At 38.0% G+C, this 21,304-nt stretch carries 22 protein-coding genes and 8 pseudogenes; 19 read left to right on the top strand and 11 right to left on the bottom strand.

Annotated features, from left to right (window positions below; genetic code table 11):
- Positions 1–56: 56 nt before the first annotated feature.
- Both JCM13188_RS19710 and JCM13188_RS19705 read right to left on the bottom strand, forming a co-directional pair.
- Positions 57–527 carry a PHP domain-containing protein gene (locus JCM13188_RS19710; RefSeq protein WP_279401963.1) on the bottom strand — a complete coding sequence of 157 codons (471 nt, stop codon included), beginning with the start codon at positions 525–527 and terminating at the stop codon, positions 57–59.
- A complete protein-coding gene (locus JCM13188_RS19705) occupies positions 514–840 on the bottom strand; it encodes a PHP domain-containing protein (RefSeq protein ID WP_279401962.1) in 327 nt (108 codons plus the stop codon). The genes JCM13188_RS19710 and JCM13188_RS19705 overlap by 14 nt, the downstream gene beginning before the upstream one ends.
- 134 nt (positions 841–974) lie before the next feature.
- Between JCM13188_RS19705 and JCM13188_RS15405 the strand changes: the two genes are divergently transcribed.
- The 12 genes and pseudogenes from JCM13188_RS15405 to JCM13188_RS15350 all read left to right on the top strand — a co-directional run bounded on the left by JCM13188_RS15405 (position 975) and on the right by JCM13188_RS15350 (position 8,771).
- Positions 975–1,349 carry an ATP phosphoribosyltransferase regulatory subunit gene (locus JCM13188_RS15405; RefSeq protein ID WP_054754826.1) on the top strand — a complete coding sequence of 125 codons (375 nt, stop codon included), beginning with the start codon at positions 975–977 and terminating at the stop codon, positions 1,347–1,349.
- A gap of 26 nt (positions 1,350–1,375) precedes the next feature.
- Positions 1,376–2,199 (top strand): annotated as a pseudogene (locus JCM13188_RS15395) (ATP phosphoribosyltransferase regulatory subunit).
- A 62-nt stretch (positions 2,200–2,261) separates the two neighbouring features.
- Positions 2,262–2,825, top strand: coding sequence for an ATP phosphoribosyltransferase (gene hisG / locus JCM13188_RS15390; RefSeq protein WP_369405093.1), 564 nt, complete (start codon positions 2,262–2,264; stop codon positions 2,823–2,825).
- 5 nt (positions 2,826–2,830) lie between these two features.
- Positions 2,831–4,114, top strand: a complete 1,284-nt coding sequence (gene hisD / locus JCM13188_RS15385; protein ID WP_054754823.1) for a histidinol dehydrogenase — start codon at positions 2,831–2,833, stop codon at positions 4,112–4,114.
- A gap of 14 nt (positions 4,115–4,128) precedes the next feature.
- Complete coding sequence (gene hisB / locus JCM13188_RS15380; protein ID WP_054754822.1) at positions 4,129–4,716, top strand: imidazoleglycerol-phosphate dehydratase HisB; 588 nt, start codon at positions 4,129–4,131, stop codon at positions 4,714–4,716.
- A pseudogene (hisH, locus tag JCM13188_RS15375) lies at positions 4,713–5,330 on the top strand (imidazole glycerol phosphate synthase subunit HisH). Before hisB ends, hisH begins: the two are co-directional and overlap by 4 nt.
- Positions 5,327–6,034: a 1-(5-phosphoribosyl)-5-[(5-phosphoribosylamino)methylideneamino]imidazole-4-carboxamide isomerase gene (gene hisA / locus JCM13188_RS15370; RefSeq protein ID WP_054754821.1), complete on the top strand. Its 708-nt coding sequence runs from the start codon at positions 5,327–5,329 to the stop codon at positions 6,032–6,034. Before hisH ends, hisA begins: the two are co-directional and overlap by 4 nt.
- Positions 6,034–6,788 (top strand): annotated as a pseudogene (gene hisF / locus JCM13188_RS15365) (imidazole glycerol phosphate synthase subunit HisF). The gene hisA and the pseudogene hisF overlap by 1 nt, the downstream one beginning before the upstream one ends.
- Positions 6,789–6,792: 4 nt before the next feature.
- Positions 6,793–7,406, top strand: a pseudogene (hisIE, locus tag JCM13188_RS15360) (bifunctional phosphoribosyl-AMP cyclohydrolase/phosphoribosyl-ATP diphosphatase HisIE).
- A 2-nt stretch (positions 7,407–7,408) separates the two neighbouring features.
- On the top strand, positions 7,409–7,705 hold the full coding sequence (locus JCM13188_RS21455; protein ID WP_369405089.1) for an aminotransferase class I/II-fold pyridoxal phosphate-dependent enzyme: 297 nt from the start codon (positions 7,409–7,411) through the stop codon (positions 7,703–7,705).
- Positions 7,683–8,474, top strand: coding sequence for a pyridoxal phosphate-dependent aminotransferase (locus tag JCM13188_RS15355; protein WP_369405088.1), 792 nt, complete (start codon positions 7,683–7,685; stop codon positions 8,472–8,474). The genes JCM13188_RS21455 and JCM13188_RS15355 overlap by 23 nt, the downstream gene beginning before the upstream one ends.
- Positions 8,475–8,561: 87 nt before the next feature.
- Positions 8,562–8,771, top strand: coding sequence for a hypothetical protein (locus tag JCM13188_RS15350; RefSeq protein WP_054754820.1), 210 nt, complete (start codon positions 8,562–8,564; stop codon positions 8,769–8,771).
- Positions 8,772–8,913: 142 nt separating this feature from the next.
- Here JCM13188_RS15350 and JCM13188_RS15345 read toward each other — a convergent pair whose 3' ends face one another.
- The 3 genes and pseudogenes from JCM13188_RS15345 to JCM13188_RS15335 form a co-directional block, all read right to left on the bottom strand.
- The gene (locus JCM13188_RS15345; protein ID WP_054754819.1) at positions 8,914–9,171 is read right to left on the bottom strand and encodes a hypothetical protein; all 258 of its coding nucleotides are present in this window, start codon (positions 9,169–9,171) and stop codon (positions 8,914–8,916) included.
- 42 nt (positions 9,172–9,213) lie between these two features.
- Positions 9,214–11,319 (bottom strand): annotated as a pseudogene (locus tag JCM13188_RS15340) (heavy metal translocating P-type ATPase).
- A gap of 3 nt (positions 11,320–11,322) precedes the next feature.
- Positions 11,323–11,678 (bottom strand): annotated as a pseudogene (locus tag JCM13188_RS15335) (ArsR/SmtB family transcription factor).
- A gap of 125 nt (positions 11,679–11,803) precedes the next feature.
- Here JCM13188_RS15335 and JCM13188_RS15330 point away from each other — a divergent pair.
- Positions 11,804–12,349, top strand: coding sequence for a GNAT family N-acetyltransferase (locus JCM13188_RS15330; protein WP_054754818.1), 546 nt, complete (start codon positions 11,804–11,806; stop codon positions 12,347–12,349).
- A 324-nt stretch (positions 12,350–12,673) separates the two neighbouring features.
- On the opposite strand, the pseudogene JCM13188_RS15325 reads toward JCM13188_RS15330, so the two are convergent.
- From JCM13188_RS15325 to JCM13188_RS15310, 5 genes and pseudogenes are all read right to left on the bottom strand, one after another.
- A pseudogene (locus JCM13188_RS15325) lies at positions 12,674–14,455 on the bottom strand (M3 family oligoendopeptidase).
- Between the two features lie 132 nt (positions 14,456–14,587).
- A complete protein-coding gene (locus JCM13188_RS15320) occupies positions 14,588–15,280 on the bottom strand; it encodes a VOC family protein (protein WP_054754817.1) in 693 nt (230 codons plus the stop codon).
- A gap of 57 nt (positions 15,281–15,337) precedes the next feature.
- A complete protein-coding gene (locus tag JCM13188_RS15315) occupies positions 15,338–16,216 on the bottom strand; it encodes an LLM class flavin-dependent oxidoreductase (RefSeq protein WP_369405087.1) in 879 nt (292 codons plus the stop codon).
- Positions 16,213–16,341, bottom strand: coding sequence for a hypothetical protein (locus tag JCM13188_RS21450; protein WP_369405086.1), 129 nt, complete (start codon positions 16,339–16,341; stop codon positions 16,213–16,215). The genes JCM13188_RS15315 and JCM13188_RS21450 overlap by 4 nt, the downstream gene beginning before the upstream one ends.
- A gap of 143 nt (positions 16,342–16,484) precedes the next feature.
- Positions 16,485–16,730, bottom strand: a complete 246-nt coding sequence (locus JCM13188_RS15310) for a GlsB/YeaQ/YmgE family stress response membrane protein (protein WP_054754816.1) — start codon at positions 16,728–16,730, stop codon at positions 16,485–16,487.
- A 184-nt stretch (positions 16,731–16,914) separates the two neighbouring features.
- On the opposite strand from JCM13188_RS15310, the gene JCM13188_RS15305 reads away from it, so the two are divergent.
- The gene (locus JCM13188_RS15305) at positions 16,915–17,754 is read left to right on the top strand and encodes a diacylglycerol/lipid kinase family protein (protein WP_369405092.1); all 840 of its coding nucleotides are present in this window, start codon (positions 16,915–16,917) and stop codon (positions 17,752–17,754) included.
- Here JCM13188_RS15305 and JCM13188_RS15300 read toward each other — a convergent pair.
- Positions 17,714–18,376 (bottom strand): class I SAM-dependent methyltransferase, encoded by a 663-nt coding sequence (locus JCM13188_RS15300; protein WP_054754814.1) that lies wholly within the window; start codon positions 18,374–18,376, stop codon positions 17,714–17,716. The genes JCM13188_RS15305 and JCM13188_RS15300 overlap by 41 nt on opposite strands.
- A gap of 111 nt (positions 18,377–18,487) precedes the next feature.
- On the opposite strand from JCM13188_RS15300, the pseudogene JCM13188_RS21445 reads away from it, so the two are divergent.
- The 5 genes and pseudogenes from JCM13188_RS21445 to JCM13188_RS15280 all read left to right on the top strand — a co-directional run bounded on the left by JCM13188_RS21445 (position 18,488) and on the right by JCM13188_RS15280 (position 21,271).
- Positions 18,488–18,959: pseudogene (locus JCM13188_RS21445) on the top strand (MarR family winged helix-turn-helix transcriptional regulator).
- A gap of 141 nt (positions 18,960–19,100) precedes the next feature.
- The gene (locus tag JCM13188_RS19690; protein ID WP_279401959.1) at positions 19,101–19,268 is read left to right on the top strand and encodes a thioredoxin domain-containing protein; all 168 of its coding nucleotides are present in this window, start codon (positions 19,101–19,103) and stop codon (positions 19,266–19,268) included.
- A 218-nt stretch (positions 19,269–19,486) separates the two neighbouring features.
- On the top strand, positions 19,487–19,672 hold the full coding sequence (locus JCM13188_RS19685) for a YppG family protein (RefSeq protein WP_279401958.1): 186 nt from the start codon (positions 19,487–19,489) through the stop codon (positions 19,670–19,672).
- 80 nt (positions 19,673–19,752) lie between these two features.
- Positions 19,753–21,006, top strand: coding sequence for an MFS transporter (locus JCM13188_RS15285; protein ID WP_279401957.1), 1,254 nt, complete (start codon positions 19,753–19,755; stop codon positions 21,004–21,006).
- On the top strand, positions 20,972–21,271 hold the full coding sequence (locus JCM13188_RS15280; protein WP_054754811.1) for a hypothetical protein: 300 nt from the start codon (positions 20,972–20,974) through the stop codon (positions 21,269–21,271). The genes JCM13188_RS15285 and JCM13188_RS15280 overlap by 35 nt, the downstream gene beginning before the upstream one ends.
- The last annotated feature ends 33 nt before the right edge of the window (positions 21,272–21,304 follow it).

Raw genomic sequence — 21,304 nt, 5'->3', positions numbered from 1 at the left:
TTATTCGCCAGTTTCATCAATTTATTCCCCACTATAGATCATATATTCGCTACTTTTTATAGTTTATGAAATTCTGGCTTTCGTTCTTTAAACGTTGTGACATAATTAAAACCTATATCCTTGAGCAAGTCGTATGCTTCATCAATTCGGTCTCCAACACGTTCAGGTCTGTGCGCATCAGAGCCAACTGTGATGATTTCACCGCCCATTTGTTTGTATAATTCTAGTATATCTCGACTGGGTAAAAGGCGGTTCATATTATACTTGTAACCTGACGTGTTAATCTCAATCCCTTGTCCACGTGGAATGATCGTTCTAAAAATTTCCTCTATCACGTCGTGGAAGTGGTGAACGCCATCTTCAAATTTATAACGAGTCACTAAGTCGAGATGACCTAATATACTGAATGCCTCAAATTGCTTCACACAATCCAAAAGCTCCGTGTAATACTTGTCGTACGCCTCGTGTAATGTGCAATCCTTAAACAGATTCCCAGAATGCAAGTCCTTACCGTCAGTTGAATGCATGGAGAGAATAATAAATCAAAATTTGTTCCTTTGTTAATTCATTATATGGTTTAACTAAATGAGGCTGAATCCCAAGTTCAATACCTTTTCGAATATCTAGTTTTCCAGAAAATTGATCATGAACTGCCTTATGAGCCTTAGCATATTCATCTAAATTGACGTCAAACACAATGGATGGGTCTGGATAATCATAATCAATATGGTCTGTAAAACAGATAGACGTTAAGCCTTTTCTAACAGCTGCATCAGCCATCTTTTCCATAGGGGCATCACAATCTGCTGAAAAAGTAGAATGCATATGAAAATCGTGCATATCGATCTTCCTCTCTTTTAATCTTAAATCTTATTCTAATAGGTTGACAGACTGATGTACAGACATTAAAATAATAAACAATAACTTTAATCTGATAAAGTGATAAACAAATAGAGTGATAAAGGGAGTTAGTGATGAATTTCGGAAAACAATTACCACAAGGTGTCGCCGATTTATACTCCAATGATTACGAAAAAAAAGAATATGTTACCGATCAAATCAATCGAGTAACTAAATTACACGGGTTTAAGCCAATTCAAACGCCTACTTTTGAATACTACGACCTGTTTATGAATATGCCAGGAACAATGGATACAGATCAAATGATTAAGTTAATTGATCATGACGGAAAGATTCTTGTCTTGCGTCCAGATGCAACGATTCCGATTGCGCGAATGGTGGCGAATTCAAAAGATCCGGTTAAATTTGAAAAACTATCATATGTCACAAATATCTTTAGGATGCAAATGGTGACTCAGATGTATTTTCAAGGTCTTTCACACAGTTAGGGGTAGAGTGCTTTGGCAATAAGGATTTGTATATCGATGTTGAGATGATTTCACTTGCAATCGAATCGTTAAAGGCTACAGGACTAAAATATCTTCAAATTGATTTAGGTCAGGCAAGCTTTTTCCAGTCACTGATGAAAGAGGTTGAATTACCAAACCAAGTTCAAAGGGAAATTCAGCAAAAACTAGAACAAAAAATGAATTTGAACTTGAAGCGGTACTGACTAAAAACGGTGTTGATGATCGAGTTAAGCAAGTTCTTCTAAATTTAACTAACCTTTTTGGGGAACCTCGGGAGGTTTTTAATAGAGCTAAAGAACTTTCATTTAATCATGGCATGTTAGATTCTATAAAAGATTTAGAATGGGTAGTCGATCAGCTAGACAAACTTGGATTATCTAACTTTATTTCGGTTGATTTAGGACTCGTTAATCAATTGAACTATTACACGGGTATAATGTTCCAAGGATTCGTTGAAAACTTTGGACGTTCAGTTATTCAAGGCGGGCGGTATGATCATTTAACGGAAGAATTTGGTTTAAAAGTTGATGCAATCGGATTTGGCGTCTATATTGATCAATTAATAGATGTATTAACACAGCAAGGTGTTCAGCTTGAAAACGAGAACTTAAAGCTCTCAATTAATAGCGAGGATAAAACGAAATCATTCAATTTAGCACGCATTCTAAGAGAACAAGGGTGGATTGTCGATTTGTTTAGCAATCAAGACAGTTCGGTCATGGTTGATTTAGATCAAAAAGTTATCAAATATGGTACTGAAGAGCAAACATTCCATACACAAGAAGATTTAATAAGTAAGGTAGGTGAACGGCGCTATGGCGAAGGTTAAAATTGCTCTCACAAAAGGAAGGCTAGCGGATGAAAGTATAAACATTTTTTAAAGAAGCTGGCATCCGTTTTTCTGCCTATGAAGAAGATAGCCGAAAGCTTATTTTACCAAGTGATTGCGAGCAATATGAAATTATATTAGTTAAAGCATTAGATGTGGCGACTTATGTTGAAAATGGAGCAGCCGATCTCGGCATAGCGGGAAAGGATACGTTACTTGAAGCAAATGCAAATGTGTTTGAACTCGTTGATTTAGGTTTCGGAACTTGTCAATTCGCCGTTGCAGGTAAGAAGGGCTTTGACTTAAATCAGGCTGTAAAACTATCTGTTGCAACAAAGTATCCAAGAGTGACAACGATGTTTTTTCAGGAAAAAGGAAGACAAATCGAAACAATTAAATTAAACGGTTCTGTTGAACTAGCGCCACTTGTTGGTCTTTCTGATGTCATTGTCGATATCGTTGAAACTGGGCGTACGTTAAAAGAGAACGGTCTTGATGTGTTAGAGCATATGTACCCGATCAGTGCTAGGTTAGTTGTTAATAAGGCAAGTTATAAAACAAAGAGTCAAGAACTTTTACCACTTGTCCAGAAAATTAAAGAGACCTTAACCGTTACGAAAGGGTGAGCAATATGCAAATCCAACAGATTACTTATAATGACCTTAACCAAATCGCAAGAGCACGAAAGCAAAGAGAAAGCCAAGATTTAACAGACATTGATGAAAAGGTTCAATCTATCGTAGATGACATTAAACTAAATGGCGAACCTGCAGTATTAAATTATATAAAAGAGCTTGATGGGGCAGAAGTTGACTCAATCATCGTGAGTGACGAAGAGATTCAAGCAGCATTAGAAACGGTTGATCCTAATTTTATTAAACTATTAGAAGAGGCAAAAGCCAATATTGAGAAGTACCATGCCCTTCAGAAAGAAAAATCGTGGTACCACCATGAAGCCTCAGGTGTTTGGTTAGGTCAACAGGTGACCCCTATAGAACGTGTAGGTATCTATGTGCCGGGTGGAAAGGCTGTATACCCTTCTACCGTTTTAATGAATGTAGTACCTGCAAAAGTAGCTGGAGCCAATGAGATCATCGTCACAACGCCGGTTGGAGCAGACGGAAAAGTTAACCCGTTAACCATTGCTGCGTCTAAGCTTGCTGGAGCGACTCAAATTCTAAAAGTCGGTGGTGCTCATGGGATTGCAACACTAGCATATGGAATCAAACATCTAAAACCTGTTTATAAAATTACTGGGCCAGGTAACGCTTTTGTCGCCCGCGCTAAAAAATATGTCTTTGGAGATGTTGGGATTGATATGATTGCTGGACCGAGTGAGGTGTGTGTCGTTGCTGATAAAACGGCAAATCCTACCTTGATTGCAGCCGACTTAATTGCACAAGCTGAGCACGATGAAATGGCTTCTGCAATCTTAGTCACAGATTCACACCAGGTTGCAACTAACGTTAAAGATGAGGTTAATAGACAAATGGAAGAAAGAACGCGAAAACATATATTGCAGCATTCACTATTTAATCAAGGTGCTATATATGTCGTCTCTGATCTCCAAGTTGGATTTGACCTAGTTAATGAACTTGCTCCAGAGCACTTAGAATTACTCGTTAGGAATCCATTTGAAAAATTAAGTAGTGTGAGAAATGCTGGAGCTATATTTTTAGGAGAATATTCACCAGAACCATTAGGAGATTATTGGGCTGGCCCTAACCATACGCTTCCAACCAATGGTACAGCGAAGTTTTCATCACCACTTGGCGTATATGATTTTATGAAAAAATCGAGTGTTATTCATTATGATCAAGATGCTCTACGTGAAGCGGCAAATAAGATTGAACGATTTGCTGACGAAGAGGGGCTAGATGGCCATGGAGCTTCCATACGTAAACGGTTTGAATAAGGAGAGGTGAAACGATGCGACAAGCAACGATTAAACGTGATACTACGGAAACAAAAATCGATTTAAGTTTAACCATTGATGATTCAATTCAAGCTGCCATTGACACTGGGGTTGGCTTCTTTAATCATATGTTGACGCTATTTGCGGCGCACGGACAGTTTGGGCTTAATGTGAAAGCGAGTGGCGATTTAAATGTTGATCAGCATCATACGGTTGAAGATGTCGGCATCGTTTTAGGTCAAGCATTAAAAGAAGCAATTGGAGATAAGAAAGGCATTAAACGCTATGCATCTGATTTCACACCAATGGATGAATCATTAAGTTTAGTATCAGTTGATGTCTCCAATCGTCCTTATTTAGTTTTTGATGTGAATGGTTTACCAGAGAAAGTCGGTAACTTTGATACAGAACTCGTTGAAGAATTTTTCCGTGCCTTCGTTAATCAAGCAGGAATTACGTTACACATTAAATTAATTCACGGCCAAAATAGTCACCACATCATAGAGTCAATTTTTAAAGGGTTTGGCAGGGTGTTAAATGATGCATTGATGATCGTAAATCCTGACGGAGAGGTACCATCAACGAAAGGGACGTTATCATGATTGCCATTATTGATTACGGCGCAGGTAACTTAAAAAAATGTGAAGCACGCCCTTGACCTTTTAGAGCTAGATTCTTATATAACTGACAATCCAGATGATTTAGTTGAAGCTAAAGGAATGATTTTGCCAGGTGTTGGCGCGTTTGGTCACGCTATGAATGAGTTACGAGAAAAAGGGTTTGATCACAAAATAGTAGAGGAAGTGGCTTTGGGTAAACCACTGCTTGGGATATGTTTAGGAATGCAGTTGTTATTTGATCGAAGCTATGAGCACGGTGAGCACACTGGATTAGGGTTAATACCTGGTGAGATTGTTGAATTTAAACCAGATTTAAAAGTTCCTCATATGGGTTGGAACGAGCTTGAAATAGCTAATCATTACAGGAAACATCCTATGACTAGGAGTATTCAGGATAGGGATTATGTCTATTTTGTTCATTCTTTTTCGCAAAGCCAAAAGAAGCAAAGGATATTCTGTTCTCCACTGATTATGGTCAAATGTTTACATCAGCAGTGATGAGAGAACAAATCATTGGCATGCAATTCCACCCAGAGAAGAGTTCTAAAGTCGGGATGCAGCTCTTAAAAAAACTTCGGGGAGATGGTGACTCGTGAATATATTTCCAGCAATTGATATTAGAAATCAGCAAAGTGTTCGGCTATTACAAGGTGACTATGACCAAGAAACTCAGTACGGAAATCCGGTAGAAATGGCGAGGCGCTGGGTGAACGAAGGAGCCACATACTTACACATCGTAGATTTAGATGCAGCTAAAGGTAATCCTTCCAATAACTTAGAGGTCATCAAACAAATTGTTCAAGAAGTTGAGGTGCCGATCCAAGTTGGTGGTGGTATTCGAACTGATGCTAGAATCGTAGAACTACTCGAAATTGGAGTGAAACGTGTGATTCTAGGTACAGCTGCTGTGAAAGAGCCTGATTTCGTTAAACGTTCTGTGGAACACTTCGGTGAACAAGTAGTAGTGTCAGTGGATGCTAGAGACGGCTATGTGGCAACTGATGGCTGGACAGAGACATCCACTTTAAGAGCACTTGATTTCGTAAAAGAATTAGAGGGTGCAGGTGTTCAAACCATTGTTTATACAGATATCTCAAAGGACGGAATGCTACAAGGTCCTAATTTACAAGAATTAAATTATATGAATGACGCCACGTCCATAGATGTGATTGCCTCAGGTGGCGTCACAAGTATGGATGATATCCAAGCTTTAAGTGGAATGGGCATTTACGGGGCTATTATTGGAAAAGCGTTATATGAAGGAAGAATCGATTTGAAAGCTGTAATGGAGGAAGTTTAATGTTAGCTAAACGAATTATTCCTTGTTTAGATGTACGTGACGGCCGCGTCGTTAAAGGAACGCAATTCCAAAATATTCGAGATGTTGATGATCCAGTTGAGTTGGGTAAAAGATATAGCGAACTTGGTGTAGATGAGCTTGTGTTTTATGACATTACAGCTTCTTATGAAAAGCGGTCTATATTTCTAGACGTAGTTAAGCAAGTTGCAGAAGAGGTTCACATTCCATTTACAGTGGGAGGCGGAATTGCGACCACTGAGGATTTTCGTACCGTTCTAAATGCTGGTGCTGATAAAGTTTCTATTAACAGTGCAGCTGTGAAAAATCCTAACTTAATTAATGAAGCGGCAGGGTGGTTTGGCAACCAATGCGTAGTGCTATCGATTGATACGAAGTTGATTGATGGTAAATGGAGAGTGTTTGTCCAAGGAGGACGTAAAGATACAGGCTTAAGGCTTTTTGATTGGGCTAAAGAAGGCGTCGAGCGTGGTGCTGGAGAAATTGTGCTTAATGTCATGAATGCAGACGGTGTCAAAACAGGCTATAACGTAGAAGTTACGCGTCAGTTGGCACAATTGTTAACGTCCCTGTTATTGCCTCGGGTGGAGCAGGGAAGAAAGAGCACTTTTGTGACGTTCTAAAGAAAGGCGCCGATGCGGCTCTAGCAGCTTCCGTTTTTCATTTTGGTGAAATTGAAATAAAAGAACTAAAGCAATATTTATCTAATGAAGGTTTACCAATAAGGTTAGGGTGATTTAATGGAATTTAAATTTAATGAAGAAGGATTAATCCCGGCGATTGTTCAAGATTATAAAACTGGCGAAGTGTTAATGCTTGCTTATATGAATGAAGAGGCTTTGCAAAAACGAAAGAAACGAAGTCATCATGGTTTTATAGCCGAAGCAGGCAAGAACTTTGGAAAAAGGGTGCTACATCTGGAAACACTCAAACCGTCAAAAACATGAGCTATGACTGCGACCAAGATACGATTTTGCTTCAAGTTGAGCAAATAGGAGCTGCATGTCATACGGGAGAGCGAAGCTGTTTTTACCGTGACATCGATTTAGGAGAGGAGCCGGCGTTCAGTCGTGAAGTCGTGCATCATGTATACAAAGCGGTTAAAGATCGACGTGATAATCCTAAGGAAGGGTCTTATACGAACTATTTATTCGATGAAGGGATCGATAAGATTTTAAAGAAAGTCGGCGAGGAATCGAGTGAAGTCATTATTGGTGCGAAAAATAATGACAATGAAAATCTGGCTATGGAAATCGCGGATTTAACTTACCACATTCTTGTATTGTTAGCTGAAAAAGATTTACCTGTAGAACGTGTGAAAGAAGAGTTAACGAAGAGAATGAAAGGGGACTAAACATGAGTAAGTTCTGGAGCAGTACGGTTCGAAAAACGAAGCCATATGTACCTGGTGAGCAGCCAAATGAAACCAATGTAATAAAGCTGAATACTAATGAAAATCCCTATCCACCATCACCCAAAGCTTTGGAAGCGATGCAATTCGCAGTTAACGATGACTTAAGAAAATATCCGAGTCCGACTGTGGATTCGCTTAGGAAAGTCATTGCAAAAAGGGAAGACATAGAACCTGAAAATGTATTTGTCGGTAATGGCTCAGATGAAGTGTTGGCTTTTGCGTTTCAAGCGTTTTTTTGAGCCGAATGAAGCCATTAAGTTTCCAGAGATCACGTATAGTTTCTATCCAGTTTATGCAAAGCTTTATGATATTCCCTATCAAACAGTTCCTTTAAAAGATGATTTTTCAATAGATGTAGAGGGTATGTGTGAGTCCATTGGTGGAGTCATATTTCCAAATCCCAATGCACCAACTGGGATCGCTTTAAACTTGAATGAGGTTGAGTCTATTATTAAGCGTAATCCAAATCAAGTCATAATCATCGATGAAGCTTATGTGGATTTTGGTGCTGATACGGCTGTTCCATTGACTAAAAAATATCCCAATGTTCTTATTACGCGCACGTTATCAAAGTCACATGCATTAGCTGGCATTCGTTTAGGTTATGCCATTGGAAGTTCAGAACTTATTGAAGGGCTTGAACGAATTAAAAACTCATTTAACTCTTACACGATCAATCGCATAACTTTGGCTGGTGCTGAAGCAGCAATGAAAGATGATATATATTATGATCAAACATTAAATCAAATCATTGAAACTCGAGAATGGACCAAGCAAGAGCTTGAACATTTAGAGTTTGAGGTGATTCCATCTCAAACAAATTTCTTGTTTGTTAAGCCAACTAAAATAACTGCAAAAGAGTTATATGAAACCTTGAAACAACAAGAGATATACATTCGTTTTTTTGAAAATCTAGAAGACTACTTAAGAATTTCAATCGGCAGTGAAGATGACATGAAAACATTTGTAAATGAAGTGACTAACATCATCAATTCAATCAAAGTTTAAAATTTGCCCTTCTTTAGAATCAACGTATATTTGTTAAGATACACTCGAATAATATGATTGATTAATAATTCCTAAGGTGGTTCTATTATGGATGATAAAGAAGAGCAGTACCAAGAAGATATTAATATAAAATTAGGTGGAATGGGTGTGTACGGTACAGCTTCCCACAAATTTGGTTCCCGAAAAACGAATAGGAGTGTTCAAGAGGTTGGAAAGTTAGATGAGTATGAAAAGGTTGAAGAAAATGACCTTGAAACAGATACTTCTAAAAAAGCCGGGGAAGAAAAAGAGTATTAAAAAAGATGAAACTAGCTATGTATGGCTAGTTTCATCTTTTTTTAAAAATAGCGTTAATTAATCTATTTATTAAGGAACTCGAATGAAGTATTAACAAGATATTCATTAATCGTTATTGAACCACTTTCATATAAGTGGACGGTTAAACTTCTTGATTATTTTTAAAGATAATCTTCCCATCCGGTTCAAGGAGTGACATCTCGTAGGTAGTTTCTCGTGATTCTGTATTGATTTGATGAATGGCGTCATCAATTTCCTCTTGATCTTTGGTTTCGTATATGAGTTTTTCATCCATGTACACCTGCATAACCGAGTATTCTTCAGTGATTAATGGCTCTTTTGAACAACCAGAAATTATAATAGATAGGCTTAAGGTCATTAAAATCACGATTCTTTTCAAGTTGTACACCCCTTATGATTTAAACCTAGATATTGCTTACTTTTACTTTGGTTCCTTTTGATTCCTAATCAACCTCAAAGCATTCAGTGTCACAAGTAAGGTGGCTCCCATATCTGCTAAATGGCAATCCAAAGTGTTAGCCACCCCGGAATGACGAGTAAGAGAGCTAATACTTTCAAACCTAAAGCAAACCCAATGTTCTGTTTGATAATGTTTAAGGTTCGCCTGCTTAGACGTACAGTAAAAGGAAGCTTATTTAAATCGTCTCCCATTAAGGCAATGTCAGCCGTTTCGAGTGCAGTGTCTGTACCGGCGCTTCCCATTGCGATTCCGACATCTGCTGTTGCTAAGGCTGGAGCATCATTGACTCCATCACCAACCATAGCGACTTTACCGTACTTTTGGCTAAGCTGTTTAATCTGGGTTTGTTTATCTTTAGGTAAAAGATTTGAAAGGTATTCTTTAATACCAACTTGCTCAGTGATCGATTGTGCTGTCCTGTCGTTATCACCTGTTAATAAAATCGAGTGTTTCATGCCTAATGTATGAATATCTTTAATCATCTGTTTGGACATGTCACGTACTGCATCTGCAATTGCAATAATCCCAATAACTGAGTTGTTTTCCTCGACTAAAATCACCGTGTTCCCATCTTCTTGAAGATTTGCGACTTCACTTTGAATGGATGAGCTTAATTCTCCAAACATACTAGGACTGCCAATCTGATAAGTGGTTTCGTTAATCGATCCTATAATACCTTTACCTGTTTGTGAATGAAACTCTTCAACGTCATAATGCTTGAGGTTAAATCGCTCAGCATAATGGACGACAGCTTTTGCTAATGGATGCTGCGATTTCTGTTCTAGGCTGCTTGCAATTGAAAATAATTCTTCATCACTTTTATTAGATAGATTTTGGTAATGTTGTACGACAGGTTCACCTTTTGTAATCGTGCCTGTTTTATCAAAAGCAATAGCATCAATATGTCCTAGGGATTCTAAGTATGCACCACCTTTTATTAAAACACCATTACGAGCAGCGCTTCCGATTGCTGTTACAATGGCTACTGGCGTTGAAACGACTAAGGCACAAGGACAACCAACGACTAATACAGCTAGCCCTTGGTATAACCAAGTTTCAAAGCCTGCCCCCAAAAACAGGGGCGGAATAATGGCTACACCTAAAGCAATTAACATAATGACTGGTGTATAGTATGCAGCAAAACGATCCACGAATTGTTGGGCAGGTGCTTTTTCATTTTGAGCTTCTTCTACTAAATGAATGATTTTAGCTAAAGTCGTGTCCTTAACTAATTTTGTCGTTCTAACTTCTAAATAACCTTCCTCATTAAGGGTTCCTGCAAAGACTTCATCATCCAGTCCTTTATAAACGGGTACGGACTCTCCTGTAATCGATGCTTGGTTAATGGATGATTCCCCTTTTGATACCACACCATCGACAGGAATTTTCTCGCCTGGCTTAACGATCACGATATCATCAACTCGTATGTCATCAACACTAATTTCTTGTATCTGACCGTCTCTTATAACGTTAGCGGTTTTGGGTGCGATGCCCATTAATGATTTGATTGAATTCCTCGCCTGATCCATGGAGTAGGACTCAAGAGCCTCGCTAATCGCAAACAAGATCACAACAGCAGCACCTTCAATCCATTCCCCGATTAATGCTGCCCCAATGACTGCAATCGTCATCAACGTCTTCATATCAAACCTTAGTTTAATTAAATTTTGAAAACCAGCTATAAAGAGGCGATGTCCACCTAAGACAATGGAAGCAATAAATGCCCCGATGGTGATAGGATGCTCTTCACCAAGTTGAAAGAAAAGCGCAATACCTAATGCTAATAAGACGAGTGAGCCAACAACATTGCCATTTTCTTTAACATAATCCCCAAAAAGATTTTTGAGGTGTTTCTTCATATTCTTGGGTCACGGTTAAGTTTTCAAAAGATCCGGCTCGTTCAAGTTCATCAATAGACGCTGAACCTTCAACTGTAACTTTAGATGCACCAAAGTTAACGTTGGCATTTTTGACAGTTGAAATCTCTTTAACATTGTTTTCAAACGTCTTAGCACAATTAGCGCAAGACATGCCTTGAACGTAAAAGCTTTGTTCTTGTTCTCCCATAATCTATTCCTCCAGTTCCTCCTGGTGCTCGATTGCAACTTTTATCAAGTCACGAACGTGATGGTCATCGAGCGAATAATAAACGTTTTTACCACCTTTTCTTATCTTAGCTAAACCATATTTTTTAGTGTGCGTAAATGATGGGAAGCACTCGCAACAGAAGTGTCGGTGATAGCAGCCACATCACAAACGCATAATTCTTCTTGAATAGTTAGAGCGTGTGCTATTTTTACTCGTGTTTCGTCACTTAATACTTTGAAAAGCTGACTAACTGACTTAATCGGCACTTGATTAAGTGATGTATAAACATGCTGCAGTTCTTCTTCAGTTACATCAGACGTACAATTTGGAAGTTTCATTAAAACAGACCTCTTTCATTCAAATGTTCGTTTGAATATATTATATTCAATGGTGGTTTGAATGTCAATCGATTGAATGACTTATTGTATTCAAGTAAAATTTGATTAAAGAAAGAGGTGGCAACATGATACGTAAAGGACGGAGCGAGGATTTAGATCGAATACAGACATTAGTCAATCGGGCTAAACAACTAATGACTCAAGAAGGCAATGACCAGTGGGATGAGACGTATCCAACAAGGAAGCATTACGAGGATGATTTACATAATGGACAATTATATGTGTACGAAAATGGTGGAATCGTACTAGGTGCGGCATGCATCAGTGGTGAAGGGCATCATGAATATGACGAAATCGCTTGGAACATCTCACAAAAACCTTATCTATGTATGAAGCGACTGGCTGTAGATCCAGAGGCTCGACTGCGCGGGATTGGGTTAGCTTTTTATCAATATGCGGATCAGTTGGCGTTACAACGAGGTGTCCCGTCTTTAAGAACTGATACGAATGGTTCAAATCAAGCAGCATTACGTTTGTTTGAGAAAGCAGGCTATTCGTACGTAACGTCAGAATCGCATGGTCATTATAAAGAGCCATTTGTTTATTATGAAAAGAATGTAAAGACTGAATTAAGTCAGCAAGGAATTAACAAAGTGACTGATAAATTTTAAAAACTAACCGATATTTTGAAAAAACGACTGATATATCTGAAAAACTGATTGATAATTTTCGAAAACTGAACGATAAAACTGAAAAACCGACCGATTAAATAATAATCCTCCCCGCTAGGAAACAGGCCGAATATTTTTTAAAAGGGGCCGATAAAATTCAAAAACAGGCCGTAACTTCCAAAAAAGGGGCCGTTAAAAATTAAAAAAAGGGCCGTAACTTTTAGAAAACAGGCCGATAAACTCAAAAAACAGGCCGAATATGTCAACTCAAGCATCATATAACCACAAGAAAAAGGCCGGCATTAACCGGCCTTAATCCTATATTTATTCAGTTAAGCTTAAGTATTCCTTCACATCGTTCTTACAAAGCTCAATTCCTTTTTCCCAGAATGACTCCTTCGTAATATCTTCTCCTAAATGTTTCATTGCAAGATCTTCAACGCTCATCACGGCAGTGTCACGTAATAGTGCCATGTACTGATCTTCGTAATTTGTGCCTTCTTCGAGTGCTTTAGCATAAATGCTTAACGAGAACAGGTACCCGAATGTATACGGGAAGTTGTAGAACGGTACACCCGTAATATGGAAATGTAGTTTGTTAGACCAGTAGCTAGGACTTGTTGAGTTAACCGCATCATGATAAGCCTCACGCTGAGCTTGATCTGTTAATTCATTTAATCGACTTGCCGGAACAAAACCATTTTTGCGTTCTTCATAAAAGCGTGTTTCGAATAAGAAACGAGAATGGATATTCATAAAGAAGGCAACACTTCTTTGAAGCTTGTCTTCTAAAAGAGCAATCTTCTGTTCATCAGAATTTGCTTCTTTAACAGATGCGTCCGCTACGATCATTTCTGCAAAAGTTGAAGCTGTCTCAGCAACGTTCATCGCATAACGGCGGTTCAACGGATGAATGTCTTTGAGTGCGAATGAGTGAAATGCATGTCCTAACTCGTGAGCTAATGTTGCGACATTTGACATCGAACCACTATAAGTCATGAAAATACGTGACTGCTGGCTTAAAGGAAAACCAGTACAGAAGCCGCCAGGACGTTTTCCGGGGCGATCTTCAGCTTCAATCCAAGCTTCTTCAAACGCGCGTTTAGAAAAGCTTGCCATCTTCGGACTAAACTGCTCAAAGTGCTTTAGAATAAACTCAGCACCTTCGTCATAGGAAAGCTTCTTTTTATCTGTTTGTGTAGATGCTGAAAGGTCATACCATTCTAGCTTATCTTTTCCTAAAATCTTAGCTTTGCGATATAGGAAGTCAACGAATGGCTCTTTATTCTTAGAGATTGCACCCCACATAGCATCTAACGTTTCTTGTTTCATACGATTAATCTCAAGTGGCTCTTTTAATACATTGTTCCAGCCGCGCTTCTGATAAGTACTTAAACGGAAACCAGCTAAATGATTTAACGTTTTTAGCAAAAAGGCTATCATTTTCTTTCCAAGCTGCTTCTAATTTCTCATAAGCTTCTTTACGAATGGACGGGTCTTCATGTGACAATAAATTATTCGCTTGTCCAACAGAAAGTTCCTCACCATTTACCTTCACGGTCATACGCCCAACGATGGTATTATACATTTGACCCCAAGCGTGATAACCATCAACTGCTAGAGCTGAGATTAAAGCTTCTTCATCTTCAGATAGCTGCTCTTTAGCTTGATTTCGCCACTCATTTAAAACAAATTGAAGTTGACTTAGGTTCTCATGTTCAAGCATCGTGTCCCAAACTTGATCTTCAGTTTTGGCTAATTTTTGTTTAAGTACATTAAAAGATGAACCGAATAGAGCGTTGATCTCTGTGATTTCACTACGAAGTGCACTTGCTTTTGGTCACTCATATCTTGCGCCTCTAAACAGCTAACGAACGCTCCTGCTTGGCTGACATGTTGTAATAAATCTGCTACCTCTTCAAGCTTTTCTGCTACTACACTAGCATCTGAAGCAGAAGTAGGCGTATCAAATGATTTTAACTCATTCGCAAATGTACGAACGCGTGATTTAGTTTCATCTAAGTGCTGGCGTAACTGTGGTGATTCACTGCCACCTTTAAAAAAGACGTCTAAATCCCAGACAACTGGGTATGTTGTTTGACTCATATGTAGGCCTCCTCTAAACTCAAAATATTCTTTCAATTAATCGTATTATACCATATTGGATACTTCGGCAAAAGAATATTTCGACATCAGAAATAAATTGATTAAAAATAAAAAGACCTCCATATTGAGGCCTTAGTAAGATGATTTGAATTTTATTAAATTAAACTTAAACCGAGCTTCCAAACCATTCCCTTGTTTGACGACCAAATTTCCATTATCTAGCGGCCATTTAAACTCTTCTTGTAGCTTTTGATCATTTAGCTGATAGATGGATATTAGTCGTTCTACAAAATCGTTAGGGTTTGGTGAATAAATGATGACTTGATTAAATTCACTAGGGTTCATGTCCTTCTCATCTAACGGTTTGTTTCCTTCACCACTCCATTCAATTAAGAAGGGTAGAGGTTCTAAATTGAAATCATATTTTGGAAAAAGCATTTTCCATTCAAGGTTTGTTCCGTCTGGACGCGTCCGTTTTCCTGGGAAGGGCCCCTTGTACTCAATTCCTAATTCATCGAAATGCTCTTGGTATTGACTAATATCATCAACTCTTAACGCAAATTGAATCGGCCCTTCTTGTTCATGCGCGTACGCATGATAAGCATGTTGGATAAGTGGGTTATCTGAACGCTTAGCCTTGCTTTCATCATCAATACCTAGCCATTCGACATAAGCATTGTTTTGATAAAAAGCTAAGTGGTTAAACGTACCCCAGTGATCATGCTTTCCGCCAGGGACGCCTACTTGTTTATGGGATGAGGAGAAAATCTCTTGATGTCGCTTTGGATCGTTTGAAAAAATAACTAAATGATCAAAAGCTAACATGTTAAACACTCCTTATTAATGAGCTCTGTTAAAGTTTTGTAATTGATTTTGAATCCTTTAACAAAGCTTATAATTTAACGCCTTTGCTAACTTTGTGTATGATTCTAATCGACGTTCAAAAGGGCTAACGATACAATTAATCATAATTTCATTTACTTTGAATGTTTCAGCTAATGACTCAAGTTGTTGTTTAACACTTTTAACATCACCGACAACCATTCGCTTACGATTATCACGAATAGCTTCTTGTTCATACATATTGTACTTGTTTTGACTTGCTTCTTCTGGTGAAGGGAAGTATTTACGAACTTTACCTTGTGCAAGAGTTAATAAGGCATAATCCAGGCTAGAAGCGAAGAACTCAGCTTCTTCCTCTGTTTCTCCAACCACCACAAATACAGCCACGCTAGCGTGAGGTTTTTTCATTAATTCAGATGGAATAAAACTATTATAATACCGATCAATCGCTGCAGGGTGGCCATCACCATTGATAAATTGCGCAAACGTATAGCCAGTACCTAGCTGTCCAGCAACGGATGCACTGCCGCCACTTGATCCCAGCATATGAATTGGCGGAACGGTTTCACCTAGAGGAGTTGCTTTTACTTCATAGCCTTCAGGGGAGCCTCCAATTATATAGTCAATCAAATGAGAAACTTGAGTCGGGTAAGTCTGTACATCGGGATATTGTCCTCTGTTTAAAGCATAGTTCACCCCTGGCATTCCACCTGGAGCTCGCCCTATGCCTAAATCAATTCGACCAGGGTAAAGCCCTTCTAACACTCGAAACGTTTCAGCGACTTTATAGGGTGTGTAATGTGGTAATAAAACGCCACCTGTCCCGACTCGAATATATTTAGTTTGAGCTGCCACAGCTGATACAAGGATTTCTGGAGCAGATCCTGCTAAACTTTTAGTGCTATGGTGCTCACTCATCCAAAAACGTTATATCCTAATTGATCTACATGTTTGGCTAATGCAATCGTCTGAGCTAAAGCATCTTGTTCATTATGACCTTGAAGAAGAGGTGATTGATCTAATACACTTAGTTGTAATGTCATACTTGCGACACCTTTCTTTTTTTTGAAATATATGGTTTTATTGTTTGATATTTATTAGTAAATTTCAATTGATATGCATTATAATAGCGTCTAGGATGAGAAAAGCTTTTGCGAAATGAGTCGCAAAAGCCTAGTATAAGAAGTTATCGTTTAATCATTTTAAGTACAATACTTAGGATCGCGACAAAAATTAAGGCACCTAATATAGCTGAAATGATAGGGATTCCCATGATTACAGGGCCAAGTGCACCGAATAAAGATTCGCCGATCCATGCACCAATAATTCCAGCTACAATATTACCAATAATTCCTCCAGGTACACCGCCTAGCATTAATCCTGCAATCCAGCCGATTAAGCCACCGACAATTAAATATAATATTAAACCCATGGGTGACACTCCTTTCGTAATAGATGTTAATACTATACCCATATTCATATATAGCCAAAACCATTCTAATCTGGTTTGAAGTGGGTCTAAATGAGGAAAACTATTAAAAATGGGGTGAGACGATGAAGTTTGAACGAGCAGTTCTAATTCTTAATGAAGAGAAACCTGATGATGAGAAAAGTAAATTAATGCAGCAAGTTATTCCGATTTTAAGCTCTCATATAAAAAATTAAGTATATATCAAACAGAATCGATTGATGAATTACAACAGGTATGTCATGAGGATGTAGATTTAATCATTGCGTATGGTGGAGATGGCACTGTTCATGCTGTTGGAAATGAATTAATGACCATGAGTCACCCACCAACACTTGCGATTTTACCAGGTGGGACTTGTAATGATATCGCGCGTACACTCATGATTCCACAAAACTTAAAGAAGGCAGCTCAGACAATCATTCAATCGTCTAACCAGACCATTGACGTCGCATCTATTAATGAACAGTATTTTATTAACTTCTCAGGTGTTGGGTTGATCACGGAGACATCAGAAAATATTGATGATCAGCTTAAACAAGCATTAGGTCGCATCAGTTATTTCATTAGTGCAATTCAAAAGTTTCAGCAAAGTGAAACTAGAACATTCGAATTAACAATTGACGGTGAAACTTTTACGGAAGAAGCGGTTATGGTGTTAGTGATGAATGGTTATTTTATTGGAACTCATCAATTTCCGTTACCCTCAATTTCAATTAAGGATGAATTATTAGATGTATTAATTATTAAGGAGTCCAATTTACAAACGATCAGAGACTGGTTTTCATTATCTTATGTAAGAGATAAAAGTGAAAATCATCAAATTAAACATCTGACGGCAAAAGAAGTAAAAATTAATACTGAAAACTCTAAAGAAGTGGATATGGATGGGGAAGTCTACTTAAATACACCTGTTGAGGTTAAAATATTACCTAAAAGCTTAGACGTCATCGTTGGAGAAAATTTGTTGGAGAAGAATAAGCCTTAGTCTTCTCCTTTTTACATACAGCTACACCTAATGGGTAGTGAACACCTTCACGCTGAACGGGCTCTATTACAACACCGTTTTGATAGAAAAATTCTGTTCGTTCATAAACATCTATAAATAAATGTCTAAACTCCTCTTCAGTTAGCTGATGGACATGGAAAGGGCTTCCGCATGGCTTGCCGCGACCTTCACCAAATGGAGTAGATACGATTAGTGTCCCGCCAGGTTTTAATAATTGATAGTAATTATTTAAAATAGCTTGTTCGTCTTCAATGTGTTCAATCGTTTCGAAACTAACAATGCAGTCAAAGGTACCCAACTGTTCTTTTAAATGGGAGTAAGTAGCATCAGCAACCAAGTATTTAGATTGTGGATGATAATATTCTCCTTTAGCATAGTCAATGACATCTTGGTCAAGGTCGATGCCGATTACTTCTGAAATCATTTTCTTACATCTTTTCGCGATCATATGTGTACCGTAACCCGCTCCGCAAGATAAATCCAGCACCCTACCATGTAGATAATTAAGCGCAAACTGATAACGAGCTATATGTTCGAGCAATAGTGGATTTAGCGGGTCCATGAATTTAGGTATAACGCGTTCGCCGGTATCTTCTAACATGTTTATTCCTCCTTAAAGCAAGTCTATTATGACAAATTTCAACCTGTTTGAAAACTGTTTTGACGCGCCTAATTCTAATCCTTATAATGAGCTTATAAGACAGGAAGGGTGATGGGAATGGAACATGAATTCTATGAAGAGCGAAGAGAAGATCCTTCTTTAAAGTTATTTGTGGTTTTGTCAAAAGCAACAAGAACTATTTTAGATTTAGCGCAAGATGATATGGTGCGCTATGGACTAAATCCAACCGAGTTTGCTACGTTAGAATTACTATATCACAGGGGGGAAACAGCCTCTACAGAAAATAGGGGAACGTATATTGTTAACAAGTGGTTCGATTACTTACGTCGTAAACAACTTAGAGAAAAAGGGTTATCTAGTACGTACCCAATCTGAGCATGATAGACGAGTGACTTACGCTCAGATTTCGGACAAAGGACGCGTTTTATTAAATGAGATATTTCCTGAACATTGGAAGCAGATTGAGCGAATTATGAGTGGTTTAACAGATGAAGAAAAAGTACAAGCTATTGAGCTTGTTAAGAAACTAGGACTAAACGCGAATTCTATTAAAAATCGTTAAAAATTTAATGTTTATCTCCTGGTTCATGTGGGTAAAAATTCTATGTAACATCTAGAATGAGGTGAACTACATTGAATAAAGAGTCCGTTATTGTTTATAGCCATGATCAATGCGAAAAATCTAAGCTTTTGAAAAATCAACTTGATGCATGGGGGGATTGAGTTTGTAGAAAAGGATGTTAAAGAAAACCCTGAACATCTAAAAAATTTACAAGATCAAGGTATTTTTGCGACACCCACGATATTTATTCAAGATACCTACATTCAAGGACTTCAACTCGATCGAATTAAAAAAGAATTAGGTTTGTAGATTAAAGACAAACACTTATCTTAACCCATCTGTCATAAGATGTGGTAGGAGGTGTTTGCCTTTGAGGCAGAATCAAAGTAATACATTTAACAATCCAAATTTCCCTAATGATTATTACTATCCACCTTACTATTATCCGAACCAGCATATTCAGAATCCATACCAACAACCCTTCACGAATCAGTCACAACCATTATATTATGAAGTTCCAAATCAATATGAAGAACAATTTGGTGCCAACTTACAAAATACCATTCACCTTTGTTGAATATTTTCAAGACGATCAAGGTGAAGTCGATATAGATAAGGTGATCGCAACGACTAATCAGTTCATGAAGACAGCATCACAAATAGCCCCTATGGTCAAAACGCTTAATGATTTTGTTAAAGGAATGAAACTATAAGTCTTTCCAATTCGATATTGGAAAGACTTATTTTTATGTTAAAATATAAACCATTGTGAAATAGAGAGTAGGCTTTACATATGAGGAACAATAAAGTACCAACCCCCCCTTTTTATTACGGATGGGTAATAGTGATTATCTCAGCAATAGGAGTGTTTTTCTCTGGTCCAGGTCAAACATTTGCTGTATCAATGTTTATAGAACTTTATGAAGAGGAGTTCGAATTCTCAAGGCCATTTATATCTAATTTATACTCAGCAGCAACGCTCATGGCAGGTTTTTTACTCTTTACGATTGGAAAATTAACGGACTTATACGGGCAGCGCTTAATGATGGTCGTTGTCGGTATTGCCTTAGCATTAGCGACCTTTTGGAATGCGATGATCACAGGGCCTGTCATGATGTTTTTAGGCTTTTTTATGTTACGACTTTTTGGACAAGGTTCGATGACATTATTGCCTAACACCTTGGTTCCGCAATGGTTTATGCGAAAAAGAGGGCGTGCATTAAGCATTATGGCAATTGGAGGTTTTGCTGGTGCAGCATTATTTCCGCCGTTAAATGCCTTTCTTGTCCAGCAAGTTGGATGGCGTTCAACTTGGGTAGTTTGGGGAGTGGCGTTACTGGTTATTTTCGTTCCGTTAGTTCTAATATTTGTACGTAATCAACCAGCGGATAAAGGAGAAGTTATAGATGGTAAATCTACAAGTGCTAAATTAAACTTAAGCGTTAAGAAATCGTCAAGAGCACCACTTTTTACGATTGTCAGTATCATTGTACTCATAGGCTTAACGTTAATTCCGACCATACAATCAGCTTTGAATACGACCATTAATTGGTTTCCGTCAACTCTTGTTCGGATTATTTTATTATTAGGTGCAGTAGCCTTATTAGGCATATATATTCGTATTAAACAAACTAAACGACGAACTGAAATTCAGCAAGAAGCATCAAGAAACCTTGAAGAAGATGAAGATCAAGAAATCAGCTGGACATTAAAAGAGGCCATGAAAACAAGGGCATTCTGGGTAGTTTTAATATGCGTTAGCATTCCTGCTTTAACCAATACAGGCATTACCTTTCATTTAGTATCCATTGCTGAGACAAAAGGATTTTCATTAGAAATTGCAGCATTTGTACTGTCATTAATGGCAATTATCGGTTTTCCAGTGACGTTTATTTCTGGATATCTAGCAGATAAGGTCAAAGTAAATTATTTGTTATCAGGGATGTTTGCCATACACGTAGTTGCTATTGGAACACTTTATTTTGTTTCTAGTGCTACGGGGGCCATTATTTATGGCGTCATTTGGGGGATTTGCTCATGGTTTTGAGCGAATTGTACTTAGTATTGTATGGCCTAATTACTTTGGGCGAACTCATTTAGGAAGTATTAAAAGTATTGCTCAGTCGACGATGGTAGTAGGATCAGCTTTGGGGCCTATCCCATTTGGTTATTTCTTTGCATGGTTTGGTGGATATCAAGAGATTCTATTATTAATCTTAATCCTTCCAATAACAGCTATGATCTTAGCTATTTTTTCACCAGCACCTCATTACGAAGATTATTATGGAACATATAAAAGAGCTGACCTGTAATCAATTGGCCAGCTCTTTTGTCTTATATCAGTG

The sequence above is a fragment of the Piscibacillus salipiscarius JCM 13188 genome (assembly GCF_001311865.1).
Lineage (GTDB): Bacteria > Bacillota > Bacilli > Bacillales > Alkalibacillaceae > Piscibacillus > Piscibacillus salipiscarius.
The sequence above is the reverse complement of the archived record's forward strand: the minus strand, read 5'-3'. Positions and strand labels throughout refer to the sequence as shown.